Source organism: Streptomyces sp. R21 (assembly GCF_041051975.1).
GTDB lineage: Bacteria > Actinomycetota > Actinomycetes > Streptomycetales > Streptomycetaceae > Streptomyces.
Window position 1 is genome coordinate 6,831,963 of the sequence record NZ_CP163435.1, and the last position, 19,908, is coordinate 6,851,870.

The 19,908-nt window shown below is 70.0% G+C and carries 26 protein-coding genes and 2 pseudogenes; 11 read left to right on the plus strand and 17 right to left on the minus strand.

Annotated features, from left to right (window positions below):
• Positions 1–94: 94 nt before the first annotated feature.
• Together AB5J56_RS30440 and AB5J56_RS30445 are read right to left on the minus strand one after the other, a co-directional pair.
• Positions 95–268, minus strand: coding sequence for a CsbD family protein (locus tag AB5J56_RS30440; protein ID WP_369237075.1), 174 nt, complete (start codon positions 266–268; stop codon positions 95–97).
• Positions 269–329: 61 nt separating this feature from the next.
• Positions 330–506: a hydrophobic protein gene (locus AB5J56_RS30445; RefSeq protein ID WP_369237077.1), complete on the minus strand. Its 177-nt coding sequence runs from the start codon at positions 504–506 to the stop codon at positions 330–332.
• A gap of 713 nt (positions 507–1,219) precedes the next feature.
• Between AB5J56_RS30445 and AB5J56_RS30450 the strand changes: the two genes are divergently transcribed.
• Together AB5J56_RS30450 and AB5J56_RS30455 are read left to right on the plus strand one after the other, a co-directional pair.
• Positions 1,220–1,498 (plus strand): hypothetical protein, encoded by a 279-nt coding sequence (locus tag AB5J56_RS30450; RefSeq protein ID WP_369237079.1) that lies wholly within the window; start codon positions 1,220–1,222, stop codon positions 1,496–1,498.
• Positions 1,499–1,660: 162 nt separating this feature from the next.
• The gene (locus tag AB5J56_RS30455; RefSeq protein ID WP_369237081.1) at positions 1,661–2,020 is read left to right on the plus strand and encodes an ANTAR domain-containing protein; all 360 of its coding nucleotides are present in this window, start codon (positions 1,661–1,663) and stop codon (positions 2,018–2,020) included.
• 188 nt (positions 2,021–2,208) lie between these two features.
• Here the strand turns inward: AB5J56_RS30455 and AB5J56_RS30460 are convergent, their stop codons facing one another.
• The gene (locus AB5J56_RS30460; RefSeq protein ID WP_369237083.1) at positions 2,209–3,600 is read right to left on the minus strand and encodes a diacylglycerol kinase family protein; all 1,392 of its coding nucleotides are present in this window, start codon (positions 3,598–3,600) and stop codon (positions 2,209–2,211) included.
• Positions 3,601–3,926: 326 nt separating this feature from the next.
• On the opposite strand from AB5J56_RS30460, the gene AB5J56_RS30465 reads away from it, so the two are divergent.
• Both AB5J56_RS30465 and AB5J56_RS30470 read left to right on the plus strand, forming a co-directional pair.
• Entirely contained in the window at positions 3,927–4,751 is an 825-nt protein-coding gene (locus tag AB5J56_RS30465) for a SigB/SigF/SigG family RNA polymerase sigma factor (protein WP_369237085.1), read from the plus strand.
• Positions 4,748–5,584, plus strand: a complete 837-nt coding sequence (locus tag AB5J56_RS30470; RefSeq protein WP_369237087.1) for a DUF1206 domain-containing protein — start codon at positions 4,748–4,750, stop codon at positions 5,582–5,584. The genes AB5J56_RS30465 and AB5J56_RS30470 overlap by 4 nt, the downstream gene beginning before the upstream one ends.
• Before the next feature lie 190 nt (positions 5,585–5,774).
• Here AB5J56_RS30470 and AB5J56_RS30475 read toward each other — a convergent pair whose 3' ends face one another.
• The 4 genes from AB5J56_RS30475 to AB5J56_RS30490 form a co-directional block, all read right to left on the minus strand.
• Positions 5,775–6,491, minus strand: coding sequence for an ANTAR domain-containing protein (locus AB5J56_RS30475; RefSeq protein ID WP_369237089.1), 717 nt, complete (start codon positions 6,489–6,491; stop codon positions 5,775–5,777).
• Positions 6,492–6,569: 78 nt separating this feature from the next.
• Positions 6,570–7,346 (minus strand): ANTAR domain-containing protein, encoded by a 777-nt coding sequence (locus AB5J56_RS30480; protein ID WP_369237091.1) that lies wholly within the window; start codon positions 7,344–7,346, stop codon positions 6,570–6,572.
• Positions 7,343–7,948, minus strand: a complete 606-nt coding sequence (locus AB5J56_RS30485; RefSeq protein WP_369237093.1) for a hypothetical protein — start codon at positions 7,946–7,948, stop codon at positions 7,343–7,345. Before AB5J56_RS30485 ends, AB5J56_RS30480 begins: the two co-directional genes overlap by 4 nt.
• A 56-nt stretch (positions 7,949–8,004) precedes the next feature.
• Entirely contained in the window at positions 8,005–8,430 is a 426-nt protein-coding gene (locus tag AB5J56_RS30490; protein ID WP_369237095.1) for an STAS domain-containing protein, read from the minus strand.
• Positions 8,431–8,874: 444 nt separating this feature from the next.
• On the opposite strand from AB5J56_RS30490, the gene AB5J56_RS30495 reads away from it, so the two are divergent.
• A complete protein-coding gene (locus AB5J56_RS30495; RefSeq protein WP_369237097.1) occupies positions 8,875–9,369 on the plus strand; it encodes an Asp23/Gls24 family envelope stress response protein in 495 nt (164 codons plus the stop codon).
• Positions 9,370–9,538: 169 nt separating this feature from the next.
• Here AB5J56_RS30495 and AB5J56_RS30500 read toward each other — a convergent pair whose 3' ends face one another.
• Complete coding sequence (locus AB5J56_RS30500) at positions 9,539–9,736, minus strand: hypothetical protein (protein WP_369237099.1); 198 nt, start codon at positions 9,734–9,736, stop codon at positions 9,539–9,541.
• 635 nt (positions 9,737–10,371) lie between these two features.
• Here AB5J56_RS30500 and AB5J56_RS30505 point away from each other — a divergent pair.
• Entirely contained in the window at positions 10,372–11,160 is a 789-nt protein-coding gene (locus tag AB5J56_RS30505; protein ID WP_369237101.1) for a hypothetical protein, read from the plus strand.
• Positions 11,161–11,385: 225 nt separating this feature from the next.
• Here the strand turns inward: AB5J56_RS30505 and AB5J56_RS30510 are convergent, their stop codons facing one another.
• Positions 11,386–12,033, minus strand: a complete 648-nt coding sequence (locus tag AB5J56_RS30510; RefSeq protein WP_369237102.1) for a hypothetical protein — start codon at positions 12,031–12,033, stop codon at positions 11,386–11,388.
• Between the two features lie 257 nt (positions 12,034–12,290).
• Positions 12,291–12,449 (minus strand): hydrophobic protein, encoded by a 159-nt coding sequence (locus AB5J56_RS30515; protein ID WP_369237104.1) that lies wholly within the window; start codon positions 12,447–12,449, stop codon positions 12,291–12,293.
• A 419-nt stretch (positions 12,450–12,868) separates the two neighbouring features.
• Between AB5J56_RS30515 and AB5J56_RS30520 the strand changes: the two genes are divergently transcribed.
• The 3 genes from AB5J56_RS30520 (at position 12,869) to AB5J56_RS30530 (ending at position 14,001) form a co-directional block, all read left to right on the plus strand.
• Positions 12,869–13,147, plus strand: a complete 279-nt coding sequence (locus AB5J56_RS30520) for a hypothetical protein (protein ID WP_369237106.1) — start codon at positions 12,869–12,871, stop codon at positions 13,145–13,147.
• 84 nt (positions 13,148–13,231) lie between these two features.
• A complete protein-coding gene (locus AB5J56_RS30525; RefSeq protein WP_369237108.1) occupies positions 13,232–13,648 on the plus strand; it encodes an ANTAR domain-containing protein in 417 nt (138 codons plus the stop codon).
• Entirely contained in the window at positions 13,645–14,001 is a 357-nt protein-coding gene (locus tag AB5J56_RS30530; protein WP_369237110.1) for a PRC-barrel domain-containing protein, read from the plus strand. The genes AB5J56_RS30525 and AB5J56_RS30530 overlap by 4 nt, the downstream gene beginning before the upstream one ends.
• 251 nt (positions 14,002–14,252) lie before the next feature.
• Here AB5J56_RS30530 and AB5J56_RS30535 read toward each other — a convergent pair whose 3' ends face one another.
• The 6 genes from AB5J56_RS30535 to AB5J56_RS30560 all read right to left on the minus strand — a co-directional run bounded on the left by AB5J56_RS30535 (position 14,253) and on the right by AB5J56_RS30560 (position 17,545).
• A complete protein-coding gene (locus AB5J56_RS30535; RefSeq protein WP_369237112.1) occupies positions 14,253–14,519 on the minus strand; it encodes a hypothetical protein in 267 nt (88 codons plus the stop codon).
• Positions 14,520–14,524: 5 nt separating this feature from the next.
• Positions 14,525–14,917 carry a hypothetical protein gene (locus AB5J56_RS30540; protein ID WP_369237114.1) on the minus strand — a complete coding sequence of 131 codons (393 nt, stop codon included), beginning with the start codon at positions 14,915–14,917 and terminating at the stop codon, positions 14,525–14,527.
• A gap of 222 nt (positions 14,918–15,139) precedes the next feature.
• Positions 15,140–15,724, minus strand: coding sequence for a DUF5994 family protein (locus tag AB5J56_RS30545; RefSeq protein WP_369237116.1), 585 nt, complete (start codon positions 15,722–15,724; stop codon positions 15,140–15,142).
• A 130-nt stretch (positions 15,725–15,854) separates the two neighbouring features.
• Positions 15,855–16,025, minus strand: a complete 171-nt coding sequence (locus AB5J56_RS30550; RefSeq protein ID WP_369237118.1) for a hypothetical protein — start codon at positions 16,023–16,025, stop codon at positions 15,855–15,857.
• 33 nt (positions 16,026–16,058) lie between these two features.
• On the minus strand, positions 16,059–16,415 hold the full coding sequence (locus AB5J56_RS30555; protein WP_369237120.1) for a PRC-barrel domain-containing protein: 357 nt from the start codon (positions 16,413–16,415) through the stop codon (positions 16,059–16,061).
• 479 nt (positions 16,416–16,894) lie between these two features.
• Positions 16,895–17,545 carry a hypothetical protein gene (locus AB5J56_RS30560; RefSeq protein WP_369237122.1) on the minus strand — a complete coding sequence of 217 codons (651 nt, stop codon included), beginning with the start codon at positions 17,543–17,545 and terminating at the stop codon, positions 16,895–16,897.
• A gap of 388 nt (positions 17,546–17,933) precedes the next feature.
• On the opposite strand from AB5J56_RS30560, the pseudogene AB5J56_RS30565 reads away from it, so the two are divergent.
• Positions 17,934–18,213: pseudogene (locus AB5J56_RS30565) on the plus strand (B/F/G family RNA polymerase sigma-70 factor); the annotation flags it as partial.
• A gap of 386 nt (positions 18,214–18,599) precedes the next feature.
• On the opposite strand, the pseudogene AB5J56_RS30570 reads toward AB5J56_RS30565, so the two are convergent.
• Positions 18,600–18,758 (minus strand): annotated as a pseudogene (locus AB5J56_RS30570) (ANTAR domain-containing protein); the annotation flags it as partial.
• 274 nt (positions 18,759–19,032) lie between these two features.
• Between AB5J56_RS30570 and AB5J56_RS30575 the strand changes: the two are divergent.
• Positions 19,033–19,908, plus strand: a complete 876-nt coding sequence (locus AB5J56_RS30575) for an alpha/beta fold hydrolase (RefSeq protein ID WP_369237124.1) — start codon at positions 19,033–19,035, stop codon at positions 19,906–19,908.

Sequence of the window (19,908 nt, forward strand, 5' to 3'; positions counted from 1 at the left end):
AGGTTGCTCTGGTTCATTTGCCGTCCCCATCAATTCCGTGTTGGCCTGCCGGGTGGCGTCCACGCGATCTGGGCGCCACCCGGGGCTCTGCCGGTCAGTGCCTGAAGGCGTCCTTGGCCTTGTCGCCGGACTGCTTCAGGTTTCCGGAGATCTGGTCGGTCCTGCCTTCTCGCTGCAGTCGCCTGTTGCGGGTGGCCCGGCCGATGCGTTCGGTGACCCGGCCCTTGAATGCCTGGGTCTTGTTCTTGATCGTCCGTCCGACGCTCATGGTTGTCCTCTGCCTGTTCGCTGGATCGGGCTCCCGCGAGCGGGAGAGCGGCTGGTGTGGACTACCCGCGGCTGCGGCTGTACCGGCGGCCACCGCCGCGTCCGCCACCGCCCCCGCGCATGGCGAAGCCGACGATCCAGACGACCAGTAGTACGGCGGCGACCCACCAGAGGATCTGCATGGTGAAGCCGAACCCGAACACCACCAGGATCAGCAGAAGGAGAAGGATCCATAACATCGCCGGGCCTCCAGATCGCGGGAATTTCCTGGGTCCGCGGGGTCCGGGCGAAACGGGAAGGTGGAATGCGTCGCCCGAACAGTCCGGAGCGGCATAGCCCTACGCCGTGCTGTCAGTCAACGCCTGGCAACTGTCTGTGTCAACGCAGTGTCGACACGGGGGAGTTCTGCGAGCTGGGCAGGGGACGCTGGGACAAACGAAGCCTCGGCGGAACCGTCGGCCGGCTCGGGCGGCGGCGCCGGCAGGACGCGGTCCTCCCACCAGGACAGGCCCAGCACGGTGGCGAGCAGGACGAAGGGGGCAGAAGCCGGAACGATCAGTACGTACATGCGTACCACCTGCGGTGGGATGCGTGCGACGCGGCGGGCAGCACCAGGAGGATGCCCGCATGAGGCGCATCGAGGCTGCGCCGGGATGGCGTGGCGACGGCGGGTGCGGGAGCGACCCGTTGGTACACGGGGCAGATTCCGGCACTGATGCGCGAGGTGCGCCCTCGAAGGAGCGCGAGAGGTGATCGACGCTGCCGGGGGCTCGGGCCGTACCGTGCACGTTAGCCCTCGCCGCATCCCCTGAACAGTCGGCAAGTGGCCATCCGGTCCTGGCGGAGGACGCTGACGTGGGTCGCTGTCCGCAGCCTCTGGGGAGGGCTAGTCTGTTCGAACAGGCCCTGGCCCCCGGCATTGATGCGTTGTTCCGCTCCGGGGAGGCCCGCCGTGTTCGTTCTGCTTCTCGTGCTGATCGTGGTCCTGTTCGGCCTCGGCTTTCTCCATCCCCTCTGGTGGGTGGCCGCGGCCGTGTTGCTCTTCGGCGCCACCCGACACGGCCGTGATCGCGGGGGAGGCTGGATCCGCGGTGACGGGTCCGATCTCGGGGGCTACCGGGACTACCAGGAGCGCCGGGACCGTCGGGACCGCTGGGACCGTCGCTACAGCCGTCAGAACCGGGCGCGCTGGAGGCGCGAGGACCGCCGGGACCATGAACGCGGCGGGTGACCGATGAATTGGCCTGACATCCGTTGGTTCCGGCATGGCTTCGGCCATGCCGGACGCGCGGAAATCACGGACCGCCATACAAGCCCGGCGCGGCTGCCGAACGGCGACTGGCACGCCGCTGACCGCCTACGGACAGGATGACTGCCCTGTGAGGTACCCGCCATGCGCCAACTGACCACACCCCGAGAAGAGCAGCGGCTGTTGACGGTCGTGGCTTCGGCGGAGGAAACGGCTCTACTGACCGAGGTCGTCGAACTACGCGCCAGAAACGAGCAGTTGGGCCGCGCGCTGGCGAGCCGTGCGGTGATCGACCAGGCGCGCGGCATGGTGATGGCCCTGGCGCCGTGTTCCAGTGAGCGGGCCTGGGACCTGCTGGTGGAGGTGTCGCAGCACTGCAACGTCAAGCTCCGGGACGTGGCCGTTGCCCTGGTCGCCACGACGAAGGACGAGGCGCTCCCGGAACCGATACGGCGGGAGCTGCGCCGGGCACTGCGGCGCCTCCATCTGGCAGACCGGCGGTGACGGCCTGCCTGCTCAGCGGGCGGCACCGGGAGCTGTGAGCTCAACTCTCCGGTGCCTTCGTCCAGATCGGCCGTCGGACGCCTCCGTTGTGTAGCCCACGTCGTGGAACTCAAACGCCGGCCTGTCCCTTTCCTGACCCTGAAGCCGTTGAGCAGGCGGGACACCCGAAGAGCGCCACCCCGTCGGCGTCACTGCGGTGGCGGCAGGTAGACGGTGAGCGCACGTGCCGCTTTGTCGAGATGGAGCGCGTCAGCCGCCGTACTCACTTCGCCGTCACGGGTGTAGTCCTCTTCCTCGCTCATTCCGTCGATCCGCAGCCGGGTGACCGTGGTGGCCTGGTAGACGCGGGAGCGGGCGAGGGTTCCGGTGAGGAAGGCCGTGATGAGCCGGGTGCGGGCGAAGGGATGGCTGCCGTCGACGGCGCGGATGTCGAGGAGTCCGTCGTTGAGGCTGCGGCGGTAGGAGGGGGCGAAGCCGGGCGGGTCGTAGCGGCTGTTGCCGGCGAAGAGCAGCCACAGCCGTCGGTGCCGTCCGTCGATGGTCACCTGGCGGGGAGTGCTGTCGGCGAGGACGCGGAGCAGGCCGATGCAGAGGGCGGGCCACTTGCCGAGGCGCGCCTCGCGGGCTTCGCGGGCCCGGACGAGTTCGGGGTAGACGCCAATACTGAAGGTGTTGAGGAAGTACGTGCTGGAGTCGTCGTCGGTACTGCCGATGGCGGTGACCCGGCCGAGGTCGACGGCTCCACCCCGGCCCGCCTCCACGGCATCGGCAGTGGACTTCAAGGTCGTCAGTCCGAGGTCGGCGGCGAAGTGGTTGAGGGTGCCGGCGGGGAACACGGCCAGTGGCAGTCCGCTCTCGGTGGCCCGGACCGCTGCCGCGTTGACCGTCCCGTCGCCGCCGACGACACCGAGGGCGCCACCGTGGGCGAGTACGTCCTTGGCGGCTTGGTCGAGCACCAGGTGCAGGTCGACGCCACTCTCGCAGAGCCGTATGTCCGCCATCGGCAGGAGGATCCGTAGTTCGGCTTCGGCCGGAGTGTCGCCGCCCGCATCGCTGTTGACGACGGCGATCAGCCCCCGGCCTGTGGGAAGCGCGGGGACGCAGACGTTCGGCCGGGCGGTCTCGGCGGGTGCGTCCACGTGCAGTGGCCACCAACGGCAGGTTGCCGCCGCGACACCGACCCCGAGTGCGGCGCCCGCGAGCACATCACGGGATGAGCGCGTGCCGGTGCCGGCGCGAAAGACGGCGGCTGCCGTGGCCAGGGGGATGAGCGCGGCTCCCAGCCTGGGCGACTCCAGGGTGACGCCGGCGGCGAAAGCCGCGACGGCGGCCGCGTGCCCGGCAGGCGACGCCCGGGGGGTGGGCCGAGGCGGAAGCCGGTGGCCGGCGGCCGATTTGGCGGCGATGCCGACGGCGGCAGAGGCCAGGGCGAGTGAGCCGGTGGCGCGCAGGGCAGCACGGCGTGCGCCACGGTTGCCGGACAGACCCATGACGGCCGCGCCGGCCAGCCACGGCAGCATGGGGTGGGAGGAGGCGACGCGCTCGAAGAGCCGTGCATGGATTGCGCGGGGGTGTCTCATGCCCGACCGGGTACCCGCGGCGATGCCCACCACGCGGCCGCCTGCCCACGGGAATCGGTCAAGGGCGCCTGACACGTTGCCTGTTGGCCATCCGGTTACGGACGGGAACTTCCCCGGAGCGTCTCGTTCGGCTGGGGCGGCGCGGGCTGTCCGGGCAGGGACGGCCCGTGGCGCAGAGCTTGTTTGAACGCGGGCCGTCCGGGGACCCGCCCGTGGTGCTTCGGACCGGAGGCACGCCTGTGGAGGCAGCTGTCGCTGTTCCCCTGGGTGTTGCGGTCTGTCGCTCCCACGGTGAGCGATGCCAGCGATCGGGGAGACACGTGCTCATGCCGGACGTACGCACGCAGAGCCCACGAAGCACACGCCCCCACGACTACGGCGACGCGCCGGACACCGACGCGGCGTTCCGTCGTATCGCCGCACTGCCGGACGGTCCGGAGAGGTCCGCGCTGCGGCAGGAGGTGGTGTGCGCCTGGATGCCGATGGCCGTACGGCTGGCCCGGCGCTTCCGCCATCGCGGTGAGACCTTCGAGGACCTCAAGCAGGTCGCCCAACTGGGCCTGGTCAAGGCGGTGTCCCGTTTCGACCCCAGTCTTGGCACCGCCTTCCCGAGCTTTGCCATACCGACGATCCTCGGCGAGGTGAAACGGCACTTCCGCGACGAACTCTGGGGCGTCCATGTGCCGCGGCGCGTACAGGAGCTGCGCGGCCGGGTCCGGGCCGCCGGCAACGAGTGCGCCTTGCTCAATGGCCACGAACCCTCCGTCCCCGAGATCGCCGCGCACACCGGCCTGACCGACGCGGAGGTACGACTGGGCCAAGGCGCGCTGGAGAGCTTCACCGCCCTGTCCACGGACGCCACGCCCGGCAGCTCCGCGGACAGCTACCCGCTGACCGACACCCTCGGTGGCATGGAACCCGGCTTCGACCGGGTGATCAACCGTGAGGCGCTCCGACCCCTGCTGCGAGCACTGCCCGAACGCGAACGGCAGATCCTGTACATGAGGTTCTTCTGCGAGATGACGCAGGCCCGCATCGGTCTGCGGCTCGGCGTCTCCCAGATGCACATCTCCCGCCTGATCACCCGCACCTGTGCCCGCCTGCGTGACCAGGTCATGGCCGACACCCACGATCTGAGGAGGGCCGCGTGACGACCTCCCGGGCGCACGGACGGAGCCGGGCCGCCAGGCCCAACTTCCGTCGCTCCACGGAGAGGCAGACACTGGTTGCCGCAGGGCGGGCGGGCTTTGCCGCACGGGGTGTGGTGTATGTCCTGATCGGCGCCCTTGCCATTCGGATCGCCCTCGGCAGCGGTGGCGGGACGGCGGACCGGCAGGGGGCGCTGGCCCAGGTCGCGGAGCAGCCGTTCGGGAAAGTGATGCTGTGGGCGATAGTGGTCGGCTTCGCCTCCATGGCCCTCTGGCGGGGCGCCCGCGCCGTGCTCACCAGGGGACCTCAGCGGAAGGCGAGTTCACGAGCCCTCGACGGCGGGCGGGCGGTCTTCTACGCCTTTGTCTGCTGGACCACGGCGGTGTACGCGGCCGGGGGCGGCCAGGGCTCCAGCGGCAACGCGAAGTCGCAGGACTGGACGGCATCGGCGCTCAAACTGTCGTACGGCCAAGTGCTGGTGGGAGCCGCGGGCTGCCTCCTGATCGGCATCGGCGCGGTGCTCGCCGTCCGGGCGGCCATGCGCAGCTTCCTCAAGCAGCTGGACACCGGGAGCATGAGCCCTCGTACCCAGCAGGTCGTCACCGCCCTGGGCGTGGGCGGAGGCGTGGCGCGCGGTGTGGTGTTCGCGGCGGCCGGGATCTTCATCCTGGTGGCGGCCATCCGCTTCGACCCGGACAAGGCCAAAGGCGTGGACGCCACGCTCCGCAGCTTCACCCAGACACCGGTGGGACCGTGGCTCCTGGTCGCCGTCGCGATCGGGCTGATCCTCTTCGGCGTCTTCTCCTTCGCCTCAGCCCGCTGGCGACGCCTGTGAACGCCTGCCCAAGCCAGATCTGCCGGCTCCTCCCGCAGGCTCGCCGCTCGGGCCGGGCCATCACCACACACCCGTCAGAACAGCAGCGGCGACTGTCCCGCAGACGACCTTGCCGCACCGGACGCCGCTGCGGCGAACGTAGTTCTTCATGCGGGGGCAACTGCATGCGTTGGCCGCCTCGGCGACGGTGTCAGGCCACCAGGCCGGGGAGGGGTTCGGAGTCGTCGATGAAGGCGCGGGCCAGGTCGGACAGGCGGCGGTTGTGCGCGCGGGCGTAACTGCGCAGTGCGGTGAAGGCCTGTTCCATGTCGATGTTCTGGCGTTCGGCGAGTTTGCCTTTGGCCTGCTCGATCAGTACGCGGCTGTTCAGTGCGGTCTGCAGCTGTTCGTTGAGGACCGTGCTGCGATGGACGGAGCGTTGTTGCAGGAGGCTGATGGTGGCGACGTCGGCCAGGGCCTGGGCGACGAGTGTGCCCGCCGGGTCGAAGGGGCCGGGGGCGGCGCGGAAGAGGTTCAGGGCGCCGACGACCTCGTCTCGCAGGCGCATGGGCAACGCCTGGACCGCCCCGAAGCCGCTGCGGTGGGCGGCCATGACGAAGCGCGGCCAGCGGTCGACCTCCCGGGTCAGGTCGGGGACGATCACGGGTGTGCCGGTGCGGAAGCACTCCAGGCAGGGGCCCTCGTCGTTCTGGAGCTGGAAGAGCTCCAACAGGCGTACCTGTTCGTCGGAGGCGGCCATCACGCGCAGTTCGCCGTCGCGGTCCGCGAGCAGCACCCCGGCCGCGCTCGCGCCGAGCAGCCCGACACAGCGGTCGGTGAGCAGGCGCAGGAAATCAATGAGGTCGAAGTCGGCGACCAGGTTGTCCGCCAGCTCGACGAAGGTCTTGGCCAGGAGCTGCTGATTCATGGTGTCACCCTCGATGGAGACTATTCCCGCCGGGAAGGGGCGGGAAGCACAGCGCGTTCGTCGGAGGGCACCGGTACATCAGGTCTCCTCGTCGGTCCGTTCGGGTTCCGTGTCCGGGGAGAAGCGGAGCCGGTGGGCCACCACGTCGGCGGCCACGTCGGCGAGCCGGTGGCCCTGCGTATAGGCGTGGGCGCGGAGCCGGACGAAGGCTTCGTCGATGCCGATGCCGAGCTGGACGGTGAGAATGCCGGTCGCCTGGTCGATCTCCGCCCGGTAGCCGCCCAGATCCTCGAAGCCCCGATCTGCCGGTGTTCCACCAGCCAGTGCTCCACCGGCCGGTGCGCCCGTCTCGTCGATCCGCGCATCGAGCAGGAGCAGCGTGGCGAGATCGGCGAAGGCCAGCGCGTCGGCCAACTGCTCCGCGTCCAGCACGGTCGGCACGTCGGCGTACAGGTCCAGGACTCCCGGGCTGATCGCCCCCATCTGCAGGGGCAGTGCGAACACGGCGCGTGCCCCGGCTTCCAGGGCCGCGTCGGCGAACACGGCCCAGCGGTCCTGCAGCCGGCCGGTCAGCAGATCGGGGGTCAGGACGGCCGAGCCGTGGGTGAAGGCGTCCACGCAGGGTCCCTCACCCAGGGTGAGCTGCAGCTCCTCCAGCTGTTCGCTGATGGTGTCGGTGCTGCACAGCGGATGGCTCGCCGTCGTCTTGGACATCGCTGACACCCCGGCGCCGCCGACGGGCAGCGCGGCCACGGCCGCGGTGCACACGTCCACCACGCCGACCCGACCACCCCGCAGGGCGGCCTGCTCGGCGACCAGTACCTGGATGCGGGCCGAGCGGCTGTCGGACCTCATCCGGGCCACCGGGTCCAGGCATCGTGCGCAAGACCCTCCAGCCTCGCCGCGGTTCGCTCCCCGACCGGAAGGACCAGCGCCCGGAGCACCCTGGCGCTGATCGGCCTCCAGATCTCCCCTATGTCCAGCCATCCCCAGGAGCGGAGCGCGGCGAGGGTCGGGTGATCGGCGCGGTCCACCAGGGTGGCGCCGAGTGGCGCCTGGTGGTCGGCCAGCAGCCGCTTCTGCAAGCGGCGGGCCACCTGCGCATCCTGCGGATGCGGGCGGACCAGGATGTCGGTGATCGCGAAGACGCCGCCCGAATCGGTGAGTTGCTCGATACTGCGCGGCAGTGCTCCGTCGAACCCGAGCCACCAGAAGCCGTCGTTGCGCACCGGGAATCCGAAGGCGCACCCCACCAGGTCGTCCGTCTCCGCGATCACCATGGCGAACCCCGGCCGCCGGATGTCGCCGGTGAGACGGTTCAGGAAGTCCTCGCGGCCGGGAGGGCGGTACGCCTCACGAGGAGACGTCTCGCGGCTGTCCACGTACAGATCCGTCAGTTTCCCGCTCAGGCCCTGCGCCTGCCAGCGGTTCACCCGACGTAACCGCACGGCATCCATGGTGGACGCCTCGCCGCCACGGGGATTTCGGGGTTGTCCCTGCCCCGCTCGGGCCGTCACCGCGCATCGCCCGAGAGCACAGAGGCAAGCGGATGTGTCCGGTGCGGCGGGGCTTGGGCGGTCTGGGCTGGGACACCCTCGAGAGGAGATGCCGGATGTCCGAGCGGAGGGCCGAGGAGCAGGAACCCGCAGTCGGTGAGGTCGAGGATCAGGCCCATTGTCGGTGGCGGGTGGTGCAGTCGTAGGACTCCGCCGGCCTCGGCGGTCTGCTGCGCGGCGTAGAGGAAGGTGTTGAGGCCGCTGCAGTCGCAGAAGGTCACGGGGGTGAGGTCGACATCGACGGTGCGGATACCGTCGCTCAGGCACCACGCCAGTGCCGCGCGCACCAGCGGCGCCGATTCCAGGTCGATCTCACCGGCCAGGGTGATCAGTGCCCGGTTGTGTCGGTCGCGGCGGTAGACGGTGAGTTGCGGGAGGGGCATGACGCCTCGGTTCAGAAGACCATCCGGCGGGGCGCGCGGTGATGCCGGGATACCCGGCCCCTTGGCGCGCTCCTGGCAGGGGCGTACGTTCGACGGAGGCGGAGCAGGGGCCGGACCGGCAGCCTGTGCGACAGGACAGCGGATCCACCCAGTTCCCTCCAGGGATGCGCCGGGTGACGGACGAAAGAGCCCGCTCCCTGCAGCCATCTGTATCGAGCAACGACAAGCCGCCGGGGTCTGGGACGTCCGTACAGCAGCATAGTCCTCAACCCGGTGCGGCGGACGGCCCCACGTCGCCCAGTCCCAGGATGTGGGCGGTGGCGAAGGCCAGGCACGCGCGCATATCCGGTGCGCTGCACGGTAGGTGGGAGAGCGGCACCAAGACGGCGGCGGACAGCCGCTCAGGTATGGCAGTTGGTCGACTGCCCGAGGAGGTGGCTTCGCATGACGGAGCCGAACGGTTCAACCCTGCAGAATCCCGATCCCGATGAGCCGGGCATCGGCGTGGGCACGATGCTTCAGACCGCACGCCCCGGACCTCAGGAACCGCCGGAGACCCGCGGCCGGACGACCATCGCGGACGGGGTGGTGGAGAAGATCTCCGGGATCGCCGCACGGGAAGTCCCCGGAATCCACGCACTCGGCGGCGGATTCACCCGCACCATGGGCGCCGTGCGCGAACGGGTCCCCGGCGGGCACGCGAACGCGGGCCGCGGTGTCAAGGCCGAGGTCGGTGAGAAGCAGACCGCCATCGACCTCCAGGTCGTCGTCGCATACGGGGTCAGCATCCGGGAGGTCGCCGCAGAGGTCCGCGAGAACGTGATCGCGGCGGTGCAACGGATGACGGGCCTGGAAGTCGTCGAGGTGAACATCGCCGTCAACGACGTACACCTGCCGGACGAGGACACACCGCAGACCAGCGAGGACCGCGTGCTCTAATCGCAAGGCGGGCAGCGGCAAGAACTCCGCCCATCGCTCCTCCGCGGCACAGGCGCCGACGGCAAGCCATGATCGCCCGATCCGGACGCAACTCGGCCCCGCTGATGGGCAATCCGCCACGGCCCCGCGTTCGGATCCGTCGGCGAGAGGATGGAACACATCGCTTTGCTCAGCGTCGACTTCCGCTTCGCCGGGTGGAGCTTCGCCGGGTGGACCAGCCTGACCCCACGCCGGCCGAGTGCACAGCGAGGAAAGCAAGCCCGACAAGCATGAGGCTCGTCGGGCTGAAGATCACGTCGGTCGACGTCTCGGTGACACGGACGAAGAAGGCGATCACGAAGAGTACGGCGGCCACGAATGCGAGCATCTGTCTACCCCTGCCGGTGGACGGCGAACCACACGTGATCCCGGTGGCTGCGCCGTTCCCCGCCGGGTTCCCCGGAGGGCGCCGATCAGTCGCGTAAATCGCATCCGGCGGTTGCATGTTGGACGGAATTGCGTTCGGGGGAGGGGGGTCGGAGCCGATGGGCGACGACGTCGGCGGGGACCACAGGTGAATGACGGATCCGGCAGCCGATGTTCCGGGGCGTAGGACCCGGCCGGTTCCCTCGGGGATGCGCCGAGCGGGCGGCCGGGTGGGGTCCGCTCTGCGCAGGTATGCGGGCCAAGCAGTGGTGGCCCGCCGAGGTCCGGGACGTCCGTACGCGGCACAGTCCTGAGGCCGGTCCCATGGTTGGTCCTGGCGAGGGGCACCGTGATGGTCACACGGCGGTGACCGGGCGGCTCCGATGCCGTGCCGGGGGCGCTGATCGCAGGTGAAACACCGTCAGCCGGGCAGTCGTCCCGTTGTACCGTCCGCACCGCCGATGGAGCCTCACCCACCCCCGCGCTCAGCGGGAGTGGCCGGCGAGTTGTCGCTCGGCCTGCTCCTCGCCGTCCGCGATCACGCCGATGGCCGCGGCGTCGATGACCGTCGGGCTCCGGAACTATCAAGGGACGTTGATGGAGAACCGCAGAGAAGAAGAGGCACGGGCGCCGAGGCGCAAGGTGCTCGACCTGACTGCCGTGCAGGTGGTGGCGAGCGCACTCGCGACGGTGGTGGGCGCGGTGCTGGCGTCCCTGCTGGGGGTGGCCGGGACAATCATCGGCGCCGCCGTGGTCAGTGCCAGCGCGACCACCGGCGCAGCGGTCTTCTCGCATGCTTTCCGGCGGACGGGCGAGGGGATCCGCAGCCGGATACCGCCGGTGGGAGTGCCAAGGACGCCGGGCGAGGAGCGGACGGAACACCGCGCGGACGCGCGGGCGGTGTTCGGGTTACCCGCCGATGCTTCGGTTGCCGACGCGCCACGGCCCTTCGTGCCCTCCGAGGGCGAGTCGGTCACCACTCATCGAGGTGGATCCCTCCGGAGGTCCCTCGGCTGGAAGAAGTACGCCCTGGCGACGGGACTGGTGTTCGCCCTGGCGATGGTCACGGTGACCGCAGTGGAGCTGATCGCCGGGAAACCGGTGGCGGCCGTGGTCAGGAACGAGCCGGGCAGGGGAACCTCGGTGGGCGGCGGCTCGGCCGGTAACCGTGGTCCCGCAGACAGCGTGACACCCAGCCCGAGCGCGGCCAGTGGCTCGGCGCCGCAGACGGGCGGCTCCGCCTCGCCGGACGCGAGCGCGGCGCCGGACACCAGTTCCGGTCCCAGCTCGAGTCCCAGTTCCAGGGCTTCGGTGTCGTCCGTGCCGTCCGGAAGCGGTGCCGTGAGCAGTTCCGACGCCACCGCTCACCACCCCGGATCCCCCTGATTCCAGAACACAGCCGTCGCAGTGAGACCGGCGCGATGTGCGCACCGGTTTCCTGCGACGGCTGTGCTTGCCGCGGAGAGGACGGTGTCACTGACTGGCAGGCGCTGCCATGTGCAGCAGCCGTTCGGTGATCTCCCGGTACTGCCGGAGTGCGAGCCGTAGTTCCTCGGTCTGCGCGTCGGTGTCTGGGTCCTGCCAGCCGGTGCGCAGGACGCGCCGTCGTTATTACGTGCTGCTTCCCTTCGCGTGGCGTCGGGCCAGTGGCCACGGCGCGTGCCCCTGGTCCGCGCGGGAGGAGGCGTCGCGGTCCTCGCGGGAGGACGCGTCGCGCCGGTCCGGGTCGGCCGGCTGTTCGCCGACCAGCGCCTCGAAGAGGCCTCGGGCCTCGACCATGGCCTCCCGCATTTCCTCGGTGCCGCTCTGGTCGCGGGCCGCCGCGTGCATGCCGCGGTAGCCCTGGACATGGTGGGAGTGGTGGACGGAGAGGGCGGCGATCTGTTCGTCGAACCGCTCGCCGTCGGGGAAGCCGCGGTCCCGTGCCAGGCGCGCCAGCAGCGCGTCCGCCTCGATGACGGCCTTCTGCGGTGATTCGACGAACTGCTCCTGGACAGCGGCCCATTGGGTCATGTAGTGCTCGCGGATCTCAGGCGACAACGGCAGCTCCGTGAGGGAGCCGTGCTCCTTCACTCGCTCGCCGAGTTCCTGCTCGGCAGCCTTGATGTCGCCGTCGTGGTCGGCGACGGCACGGCCGTACTCGGAGCCGAAGCGCCGCTTGAGCCCGTGCCCGCCACCGCCTCGCACTCGTCCACGTCCGAGATAGAGGAGGGTGGCCAGACCGATGACGATCAAGGCGATGATCACGACGGTGGACATGGCCGCCTTCTCTGACTATCGGTTCGCGCGTTGGTCTGCTTCATTGCCGTCAATTCCTGTCGGCTCATTGAGCATTGAGGCCTGCTGGGTGGTGTCCGCACGGTGCGGGAACGGCCCGGGGCGCTTCTGTCACAGCTTGAAGCCGTCCTTGGCCTTGTCGCCGGACTGCTTCAGGTTCCCGGAGATCTGGTCGGTCCTTCCTTCTCGCTGCAGTCGCCTGTTGCGGGCGGCCCGGCCGATGCGTTCGGTGACCCGGATTACCTGCGGCTGCGCCTGCCCCCGCCGCGCCCGCGGCTAGCGAAGCCGGCGAGCCAGACGGCCAGGAGTACGGCGGCGACCCACCAAAGGGCCTGCATGGTGAAGCCGAACCCGAACACCACCAGGATCAGCAGAAGGAGAAGCATCCACAGGATCATTGCCGGGCCTCCGGACCGCGGGAAATTCCTGACTTCCGCGGGGGCCGGGCGAAGCGGGAAGGTGGAATGCGTCGCCCGAGTGATCCGGAGTGGCATAGCCCTACGCCGTGCTGTCAGTCAACGCCGGGCGACCTCCCTTGTCAACGGAGTGTCGACACGGGGTCCGGCACTGATGCGCGAGGTGCGCCCCCGATGGAGCGCGAGAGGTGATCGACGCTGCCGTGGGCTCGCGCCGTACCGTGCACGCCAGCCCTCGTCGCACTCCTTGGACAGACGTCAAGTGGCCACCCCTTTTCGACCGGTCCTGGCGGAGGACGCTGACGTGGGTCGCTATCCGCAGCCTCTGGGGAGGACTAGTCTGTTCGAACAGGCCCCGGCCCCCGGCATTGATGCGTTGTTCCGCTCCGGGGAGGCCCGCCGTGTTCGTTCTGCTTCTCGTGCTGATCGTGGTCCTGTTCGGCCTCGGCTTTCTGCATCCCTTCTGGTGGGTGGCCGCGGCCGTGTTGCTCTTCGGTGCCACCCGCCACGGCCGTGATCGCGGGGGAGGCTGGATCCGCGGTGACGGGTCCGATCTCGGGGGCTACCGGGACTACCAGGAGCGCCGGGACCGTCGGGACCGTTGGGACCGTCGCTACAGCCGTCAGAACCGGGCGCGTTGGAGGCGCGAGGACCGTCGGGACCATGAAGGCGGCGGGTGACCGGTGAACCGGCCTGGCATCCAGAGGTTCCCGGGCGGCCTTCGGCCACACCGGACGCGCGAAGACCGTGGAGAGGTGGTTGCCGTGCATCGCATAGCCGTGCTTCCGAAGGACTGGTGGGGGCTGAGGGCCGAGTCCTCGGTGGAGGAGGACCCGGCGGGTGAGGACGTCGTGGCCCTGCGCAACGAGATCGGCGAGCTGCGGCGGGCGCTGGCCGCCCGTGCGGTCGTCGACCAGGCCTGCGGCATCGTGATGGTCCTGGCCCCCTGCCGCCGTGGGCCGGCCAGGAACCTGCTGGTGGACATCTCGCGGCAGTGCAACACCGAACCGCCGGACGTGGCAGCGGCTCTGGTCGCCACCTGGGAGGGCGAGCCGCTCTCGCGGCTGATGCAGCGGGGGCTGCGGCGTGCGCTGCGGCGGCTCTACGCGGAAGGCCGAGTGTGCGACTCACCACCGGCGGATGAGCCGTCCGGAAGGGGAGAGGGAAGGGAAAGGTCATGATTCACGCAGCCGATGTCCGAGAGTGGCGTGACCGCGACGTCGTGGATGCGCAGTCGCACAAGATCGGTGTCCTGGAGGCGGTGTATGTGGACACCACCACGGATGAGCCGGCCATGGCCACGGTTCGTACCGGACTGCCCACGCGGCACCGGCTGGTCTTCGTCCCCTTGGCGGACGCGATCGCCGGGCCGGACTATCTCAGGGTCGACTATGCCAAAGCTCTGGTGAGGCAGGCTCCTTCGATCGGCACCGACGACGTGCTGCCCGCCGAGCAGGAGGAAGCGATCTTCAAGCACTACGGACTTGCCTACAAGCCCGGTGCGGCCGGCGAACGGCAACTGGCGCGCCGCTGACCGCTCATGGACAGGATGGCCGTGTTGTGAGGTACGCACAGTGCACCAAGAGACCACGACCCGTGGAGAACAGTGGCTGTTGACGGCTGTCACTTCGACGGGGGACGCGGCGTTGGTCGTCGAGATACTCGAACTGCGGGCCAAAGTCGAGCCAAGCTCCGGGACGTGGCCGTTGCCCTGGTCGCCACGACGAACGACGAGGCGCTCCCGGAACAGCTGCGGAGGGAGCTGCGCCGGGCGTTGCGGCGCCTTCATGCGGCGGAGCGGCTGTGACGGGTCCGGCGCCGTGGCCGGAGCCTCCCGCGTACCCCGTCGCGGCGATGGCCGGTGCCGCTCGTTCCGGCACGACCGTGGGCCTTCTGCGGGTCCGGGGGCGCCGGACCCCGGACGGCCGACCGGGAGCGGCCGTAGGGGAAAGCGGTGATGCGCTCGTCGTGCTGGTTGTTGAGCAGATGGATCAGGAGCACGCCGACAGTCACCATCGCCAGGAGCACGACCACGGTCACGAGGGTCTCCACGGCCCTCACATCCCCCGTGCCGCATCCGGTATCGCACGAGCGACTGCCGGGACGCCGGTTATCGGAGCGGTGACGGCCGGGATCCGTCGACGTGTGATCGAAGCGCGGTCCTCGTGGCCTCCTTCGGCGTCCCAGACGGCTTGCACGGCCCGGTCGCTCTCCGACACGGTGCGCAGGCGCGCCGCCTCCGCCATCAGGAGGCCCGTGGCCGAGGTGCGCAGTGGGGTGCTCGCGGCGGCCATCAGCCAGCCGGCCGAGACGGGAGTCGTCCGCGGATCGAGCACGGCAGTCAACGAGCACGGCAGTCCGAGCACAGTGGTGAGAGCCGACGACATGCGGAGAGGGGGAGAGGAGGGCCGGTGTCCGCGTATCGGCGTGTACGAAACGGTCGCAGTCATGATGCGAACCCTGCTCCGGACCGGTTGGACCCGGTCCGGCGTAATCAATCGCCGAAAACGACAAAGGCATGGAGGCCGGTGCGCGAAATACCCTCGGTAACACCAGGCTACTCTTCCGGCCGGCCGGACGGACTCTGCCCATCGGCCGCGGTGACCCGGGACCGGTTACCTGAGTCGACCGATCCGGGACGGCGAGTCGATGAGCAGATCCGGCGAGCAGTTTTACGGACGCGATCCGTGCAAGTGTGCGGGGCTGCGAGAGGCCGTACGGTCGGCGTCCTGCCCGCCTTCGGAGTCCCAGACCCGCTCCCGGGCAGAGTCCCAGTCGGCCTCGGCCGCGGTCCGGAAGAACTCCGCCTCCTGGATCAGGCCGCTCGCGGTGAGACTCCGCGAAGGATCCTTGGCTGTGTTCATCAGCCGGGCGGCCGTGACGGCACCGGTCCCGGGCGGGATCACCAGGAGGTCCCAGCGGCCGACGGTGTAGGAGAACAGAAGCAGCTTGTGCGGGTCCTGCTCGGCCCTGAACCAGCCGACCCTCACCACATGCCCGTGGACGGGGATCCTACGGGGGATGACCGGCCAGAACGTGGGGTTCACGGTGACATGCGTGATCCGCCCCCACAGTGGGTCGAGAACCGCGACGAGCGCCGGAAGTTCAGCCGCCAGATCACGGGAGCGTGGCCACCATGCGCCGTCGATCAAGGCAGGGTTGCTGCCGGTTGGCGCGAGCTGGAGCCGCAGTGGCGGCGAAGCGGATGCGGGGATCCGGTCTTCGACCGCAGGTTTGTGGAACATGGTTGCGGTCATGGCCCGGCCCCTGCCCCGGGCCGGTCTGCACCGGCCCGGCGTTGTGACTCGCCGAGAGCGACACGAGCGGGAAAGCCCGTGTACGAAGTGTTCCCGGTAATTCCAGGGTACTCCCGGCCAGGGCCCGACCTCAGCGGAGCGGACGCCGCCGAGAGCGCCGGGACAGAAGCACGGCGCCGACGGAAATATCGGCCACGAGAACCACGATGCCGATGATCAGCAGATAGCCCAGACCTCCGGCTGTCGCGCCGATGATTCCCAGGACGATGGCAACGAGAAGGAACAGGAGGAAGTACGCCACGACTCGGACACCTCCTTTGGACCGTGCCGCCGTTCAGCGGCGTGCGAGCTTTCGTTCGCCGTTCGCGCCCGGCTGGTATGTCATGCCGTAGTGCTCGAAGATCGCTTGCTCCTGCTCGGCGGGCAGGATGTCGTCCGTGCCGATCGAGGGAGCCTTCCTGACCAGGCTCCTGGCGTAGGCGATCTTTACATAGCCCGGCCCCAGGAGTGCGTCGTGGACGGGCGCGAAGACCAGGCGCCGACGGGTCGGCAGCCCGGTCCGTACGGTGACCACGGCTGGTTCGTCGGTGGCGGTGTCCACGTAGACCGCTTCGAGCACGCCGATCCTGTGCCCCTTCGCGTCGACGACATCGTGGGTCCGCCACTCGCGGATGTCGGCTGCCTGGATCATGAACTGTCCCTCCGGAGCGGGACACCTGTCGATGCGGGCCACGTCCCGTGGAAGGTCGGGGCCCGGCCGGAACCGCCGCTGCGGCTGTGGCAACGACTCCGGCGCAAACACGCCGGAGTCGCCCTTCCGGGCGGCTGCACGTGAGAGTGAGCCAACCCACGTTCCATGCTACTGCGGCTGGGTGCGCCCGCACTTTCCCGAGCGTGGCCGCGCGTCTCACCCTCCAGTTGCTCCTCCTCGTACGAGAAGGTCTGGACGCTGGACCGGGGCGCCGCCGGGCGCGCCATCCTCGCCGCCCGGCAGATCGTCCGGGAAGTGGTCGCAGACGCAACCAGGCGGGGGAGCCAGGACGCCGATCCGGTCGAAGGCACTGCCGGGGGAGCGCCCAGGACGCCGCACCGCCGCACCGCTTGCTCCGGCGACAGCTCCACTCGCTCCTCTACGCCTCCGCACGCGCCGTTTCCGCGTGGTGCGGGCGGCTATTCGGGACGTTGGGTCCGGTCGTTGTGGGCGAGACCGTCCGGATGTCGCTCCGTGCGCTCGCCAAGCGGAAGAACCAGTACTCGTAGGGTTGTTGGGCCGGGCATGCGCTGGATCCGCCCCACCTCCTGCCAGCCCCAGTCGATGAGGGCGGTACCGGCCGAACGGGCGGACCGATCCACCAAAGTGACGCCGAGCGAAGCCTGGTGGTCGATGAGCAGGCGTTCCTGGAGCCGGCGGGCGAGCCCGCGTGCGTGCTGGTGGGGATGGACCACGGTTTCAAGGATCGCGAAGACGTGTCCGGACGCGGTCAGTTGCTCCAGGTTCTGCGGCAGTGGTCCGTCGAACCCCTGCCACCAGGAGCCGTCGCGCGGCACGGAGAAGCCGAGGACGCACCCCGTCAGGGCCTCCGCCTCGGCGACCAGCATGTCGAATCCCGGCAGTTTCACGTTGTCGGCCAGACGGTGCAGGAACCTCTCTCGGTCGTGGAACTCCTCACCCGGCTCGGTGGCGGAGGACTCCACGTACAGATCCGCCAGGTCCTCCCGCAGGCCCTCGGCCTGCCAGCGGTTCAACCGGCGCAGCCGCACCGTGTCCAGGTCGGGACGCTCTGAGCCTTCGGGATCGGGCGGTTGCCGCGGGGTGCGCATGGGGCGCCTCGGTTCGGGAGACCGGTAGATGTGCGGGAGTGCCATCGTGACCGATGGGCAGTGCGGCGCCGGGGTCCGGGACGTCTCTACAGCAGCATAGCCCCGGATCGGCGCCCCGCCGGGGCCCGTTGGGGGCCCGGGGCCACTGGGGCGCCGATGGACGAACGGTGAACGCGTCGGCCGGAACCATTCGCGGACAGCCGCTGTCGGACGGCGGAAACCCTGTTTGAACGTGGGCTGTCGGGGAGGCCGTCCGGTGTGCGTCGGACTGGAGCACGCCCGTGCGAGCAGCTGTCGCTGCTCCTCTGCGTGCTGCGGTCTGCCGGCCTCCCACGGTGAGTGATGCCCGCCGATCAGGGAGACACGTGCTCATGCCGGACGTACGCACGCAGAGCGGCAGGAGGTGGTGTGTGCCTGGATGCCGATGGCCGTCGACCCGAGTCTCGGCATCGCCTTCGCGAGCTTTGCCATACCGACGATCCTCGGCGAGGCGAAGCGGCACTTCCGTGACGAACTCTGGGGCGTGCATGTGCCGCGGCGCGTACAGGAGCTGCGCGGCCGGGTCCGGGGGCCGCCGGCAATGCGCTCAGCTCTTCAGCTCCGCGGACAGCTACCCGCTGACCGACACCCTCGGTGGCATGGAACCCGGCTTCGACCGGGTCGTCAACCGGGCGGTGTCGACGAACGGCCCTATTCCGCTTCACCTGTACCTGCTCTAGGCTTCACACGGGGAAGACGGGACTGCGGCCGTGTCAGGTAGCAGCAGGTCTTCCCATCCAGGCTCCCAGCCCCCGAGTCGGAAACGAGGCCGGCCGGAGCCGCATCGCCGGAGCACGCGGCTCCAGCCTCCGTCCTCCCGGCATTTCCAGACGGGGTCTTCTCACCAGTCCCGCCGCCGCGGAGGACAATGCGCGAGGACGGTGGAGGGGGGCCTCACATCCTCGTGGCCACGGCCGCCGCCGCCGCACAGCGGCGGCGGCCGTCCGGACCGTGAATCCCGGCGTGGGGGCGGCGGTCGGTGAGCAGGCGCAGAGAGCCGATCGGCATCGGTGCGTCAGGTTTCCCCGTCGGTCCGTTCGGGTTCCGTGTCCGGGGAGAAGCGGAGCCGGTGGGCCACCACGTCGGCGGCCACCTCGGCGAGCCGGCGTCCCTGCGTGTAGGAATGGGCGCGCAGCCGTACGAAGGCTTCGTCGATGCCGACACCGAGCTGGAGCGGTGCACACGTCCACCCCACCGACCCGGGCACCACGTCCAGCCATCCAGAGCGCGACGGTCCGAGCACCCACCTGGGGCGCCGCGCACCCGCATCCTGGAGACGGAGGAGGAGGGGTGAATTCCGGGAGTCGGTGTCAACTGGCTTGATCTCAAGCCTGGTTGACCTGCGGATTCGTTTCGCGGGCCGGGCTGTTGGGCAAGGATCGGGCAGCGTGGTCCCGGCCCGTTCGGGCCTGGGCGGCTTTGGTCGCCTGAGGGAGGGGGGAAGCGCTGTGCGTGACCATGTGGGGACTGTGGACGGGCGGCGGCTGCGGGTCGAGGTGTCGGGGCATCCGGACGGGCATCCGGTGTTTCTGCTGCACGGCACACCGGGCAGCCGGGTCGGGCCCCGGCCACGGCCCATGTTCCTGTACCAGCGCGGCACTCGCCTCATCAGCTACGACCGCCCCGGCTACGGCGGTTCGGACCGCAGGGCCGGGCGCCGGGTGGTGGACGTCGTCCAGGATGTGGCGGTCGTCGCGGACGCGCTGGGCGTGGACCGGTTCGCGGTGGTCGGCCGCTCCGGCGGCGCACCGCATGCCCTGGCCTGCGCCGCGCTGCTGCCGGACCGGGTGACCCGGGCCGCCGCGCTCGTCGGGCTCGCCCCGCGCGACGCGGAGGGGCTCGACTGGTTCGCGGGCATGGCGCCCTCCAACGTCGACGAGTTCCGCACCGCGTTCACCGACCCCGAGCGGTTCGAGGAACGGCTGATCCCGCGCTCCGACGCCATCCGGAGCGACCCGGCGCGGCTGCTGGAGGAACTGCGCCGGGATCTCACCGCCGACGACCGTTCGATCGTGTCGGACACGGCGATGCGGTCCATGCTGCTGCGCAACTTCCGTGAGGCGCTGCGTACTTCACCGTACGGCTGGATCGACGACGCCCTCGCGCTGACCGGCCCCTGGGGGTTCGACCCCGCGGACATCCGGGTCCCCGTCCTGCTGTGGCACGGCGAGCAGGACGTCTTCTCCCCGGCCTCGCACGCCTCCTGGCTCGCCGCCCGCATTCCGCAGGCCAAGAAGGTCGTCGAGCCGACGGCCGCGCACTTCGCGGCCCTGCGCGCCCTCCCCAAGGTGATCGGCTGGCTGATCGAGGGCGCGCTCGTCTGA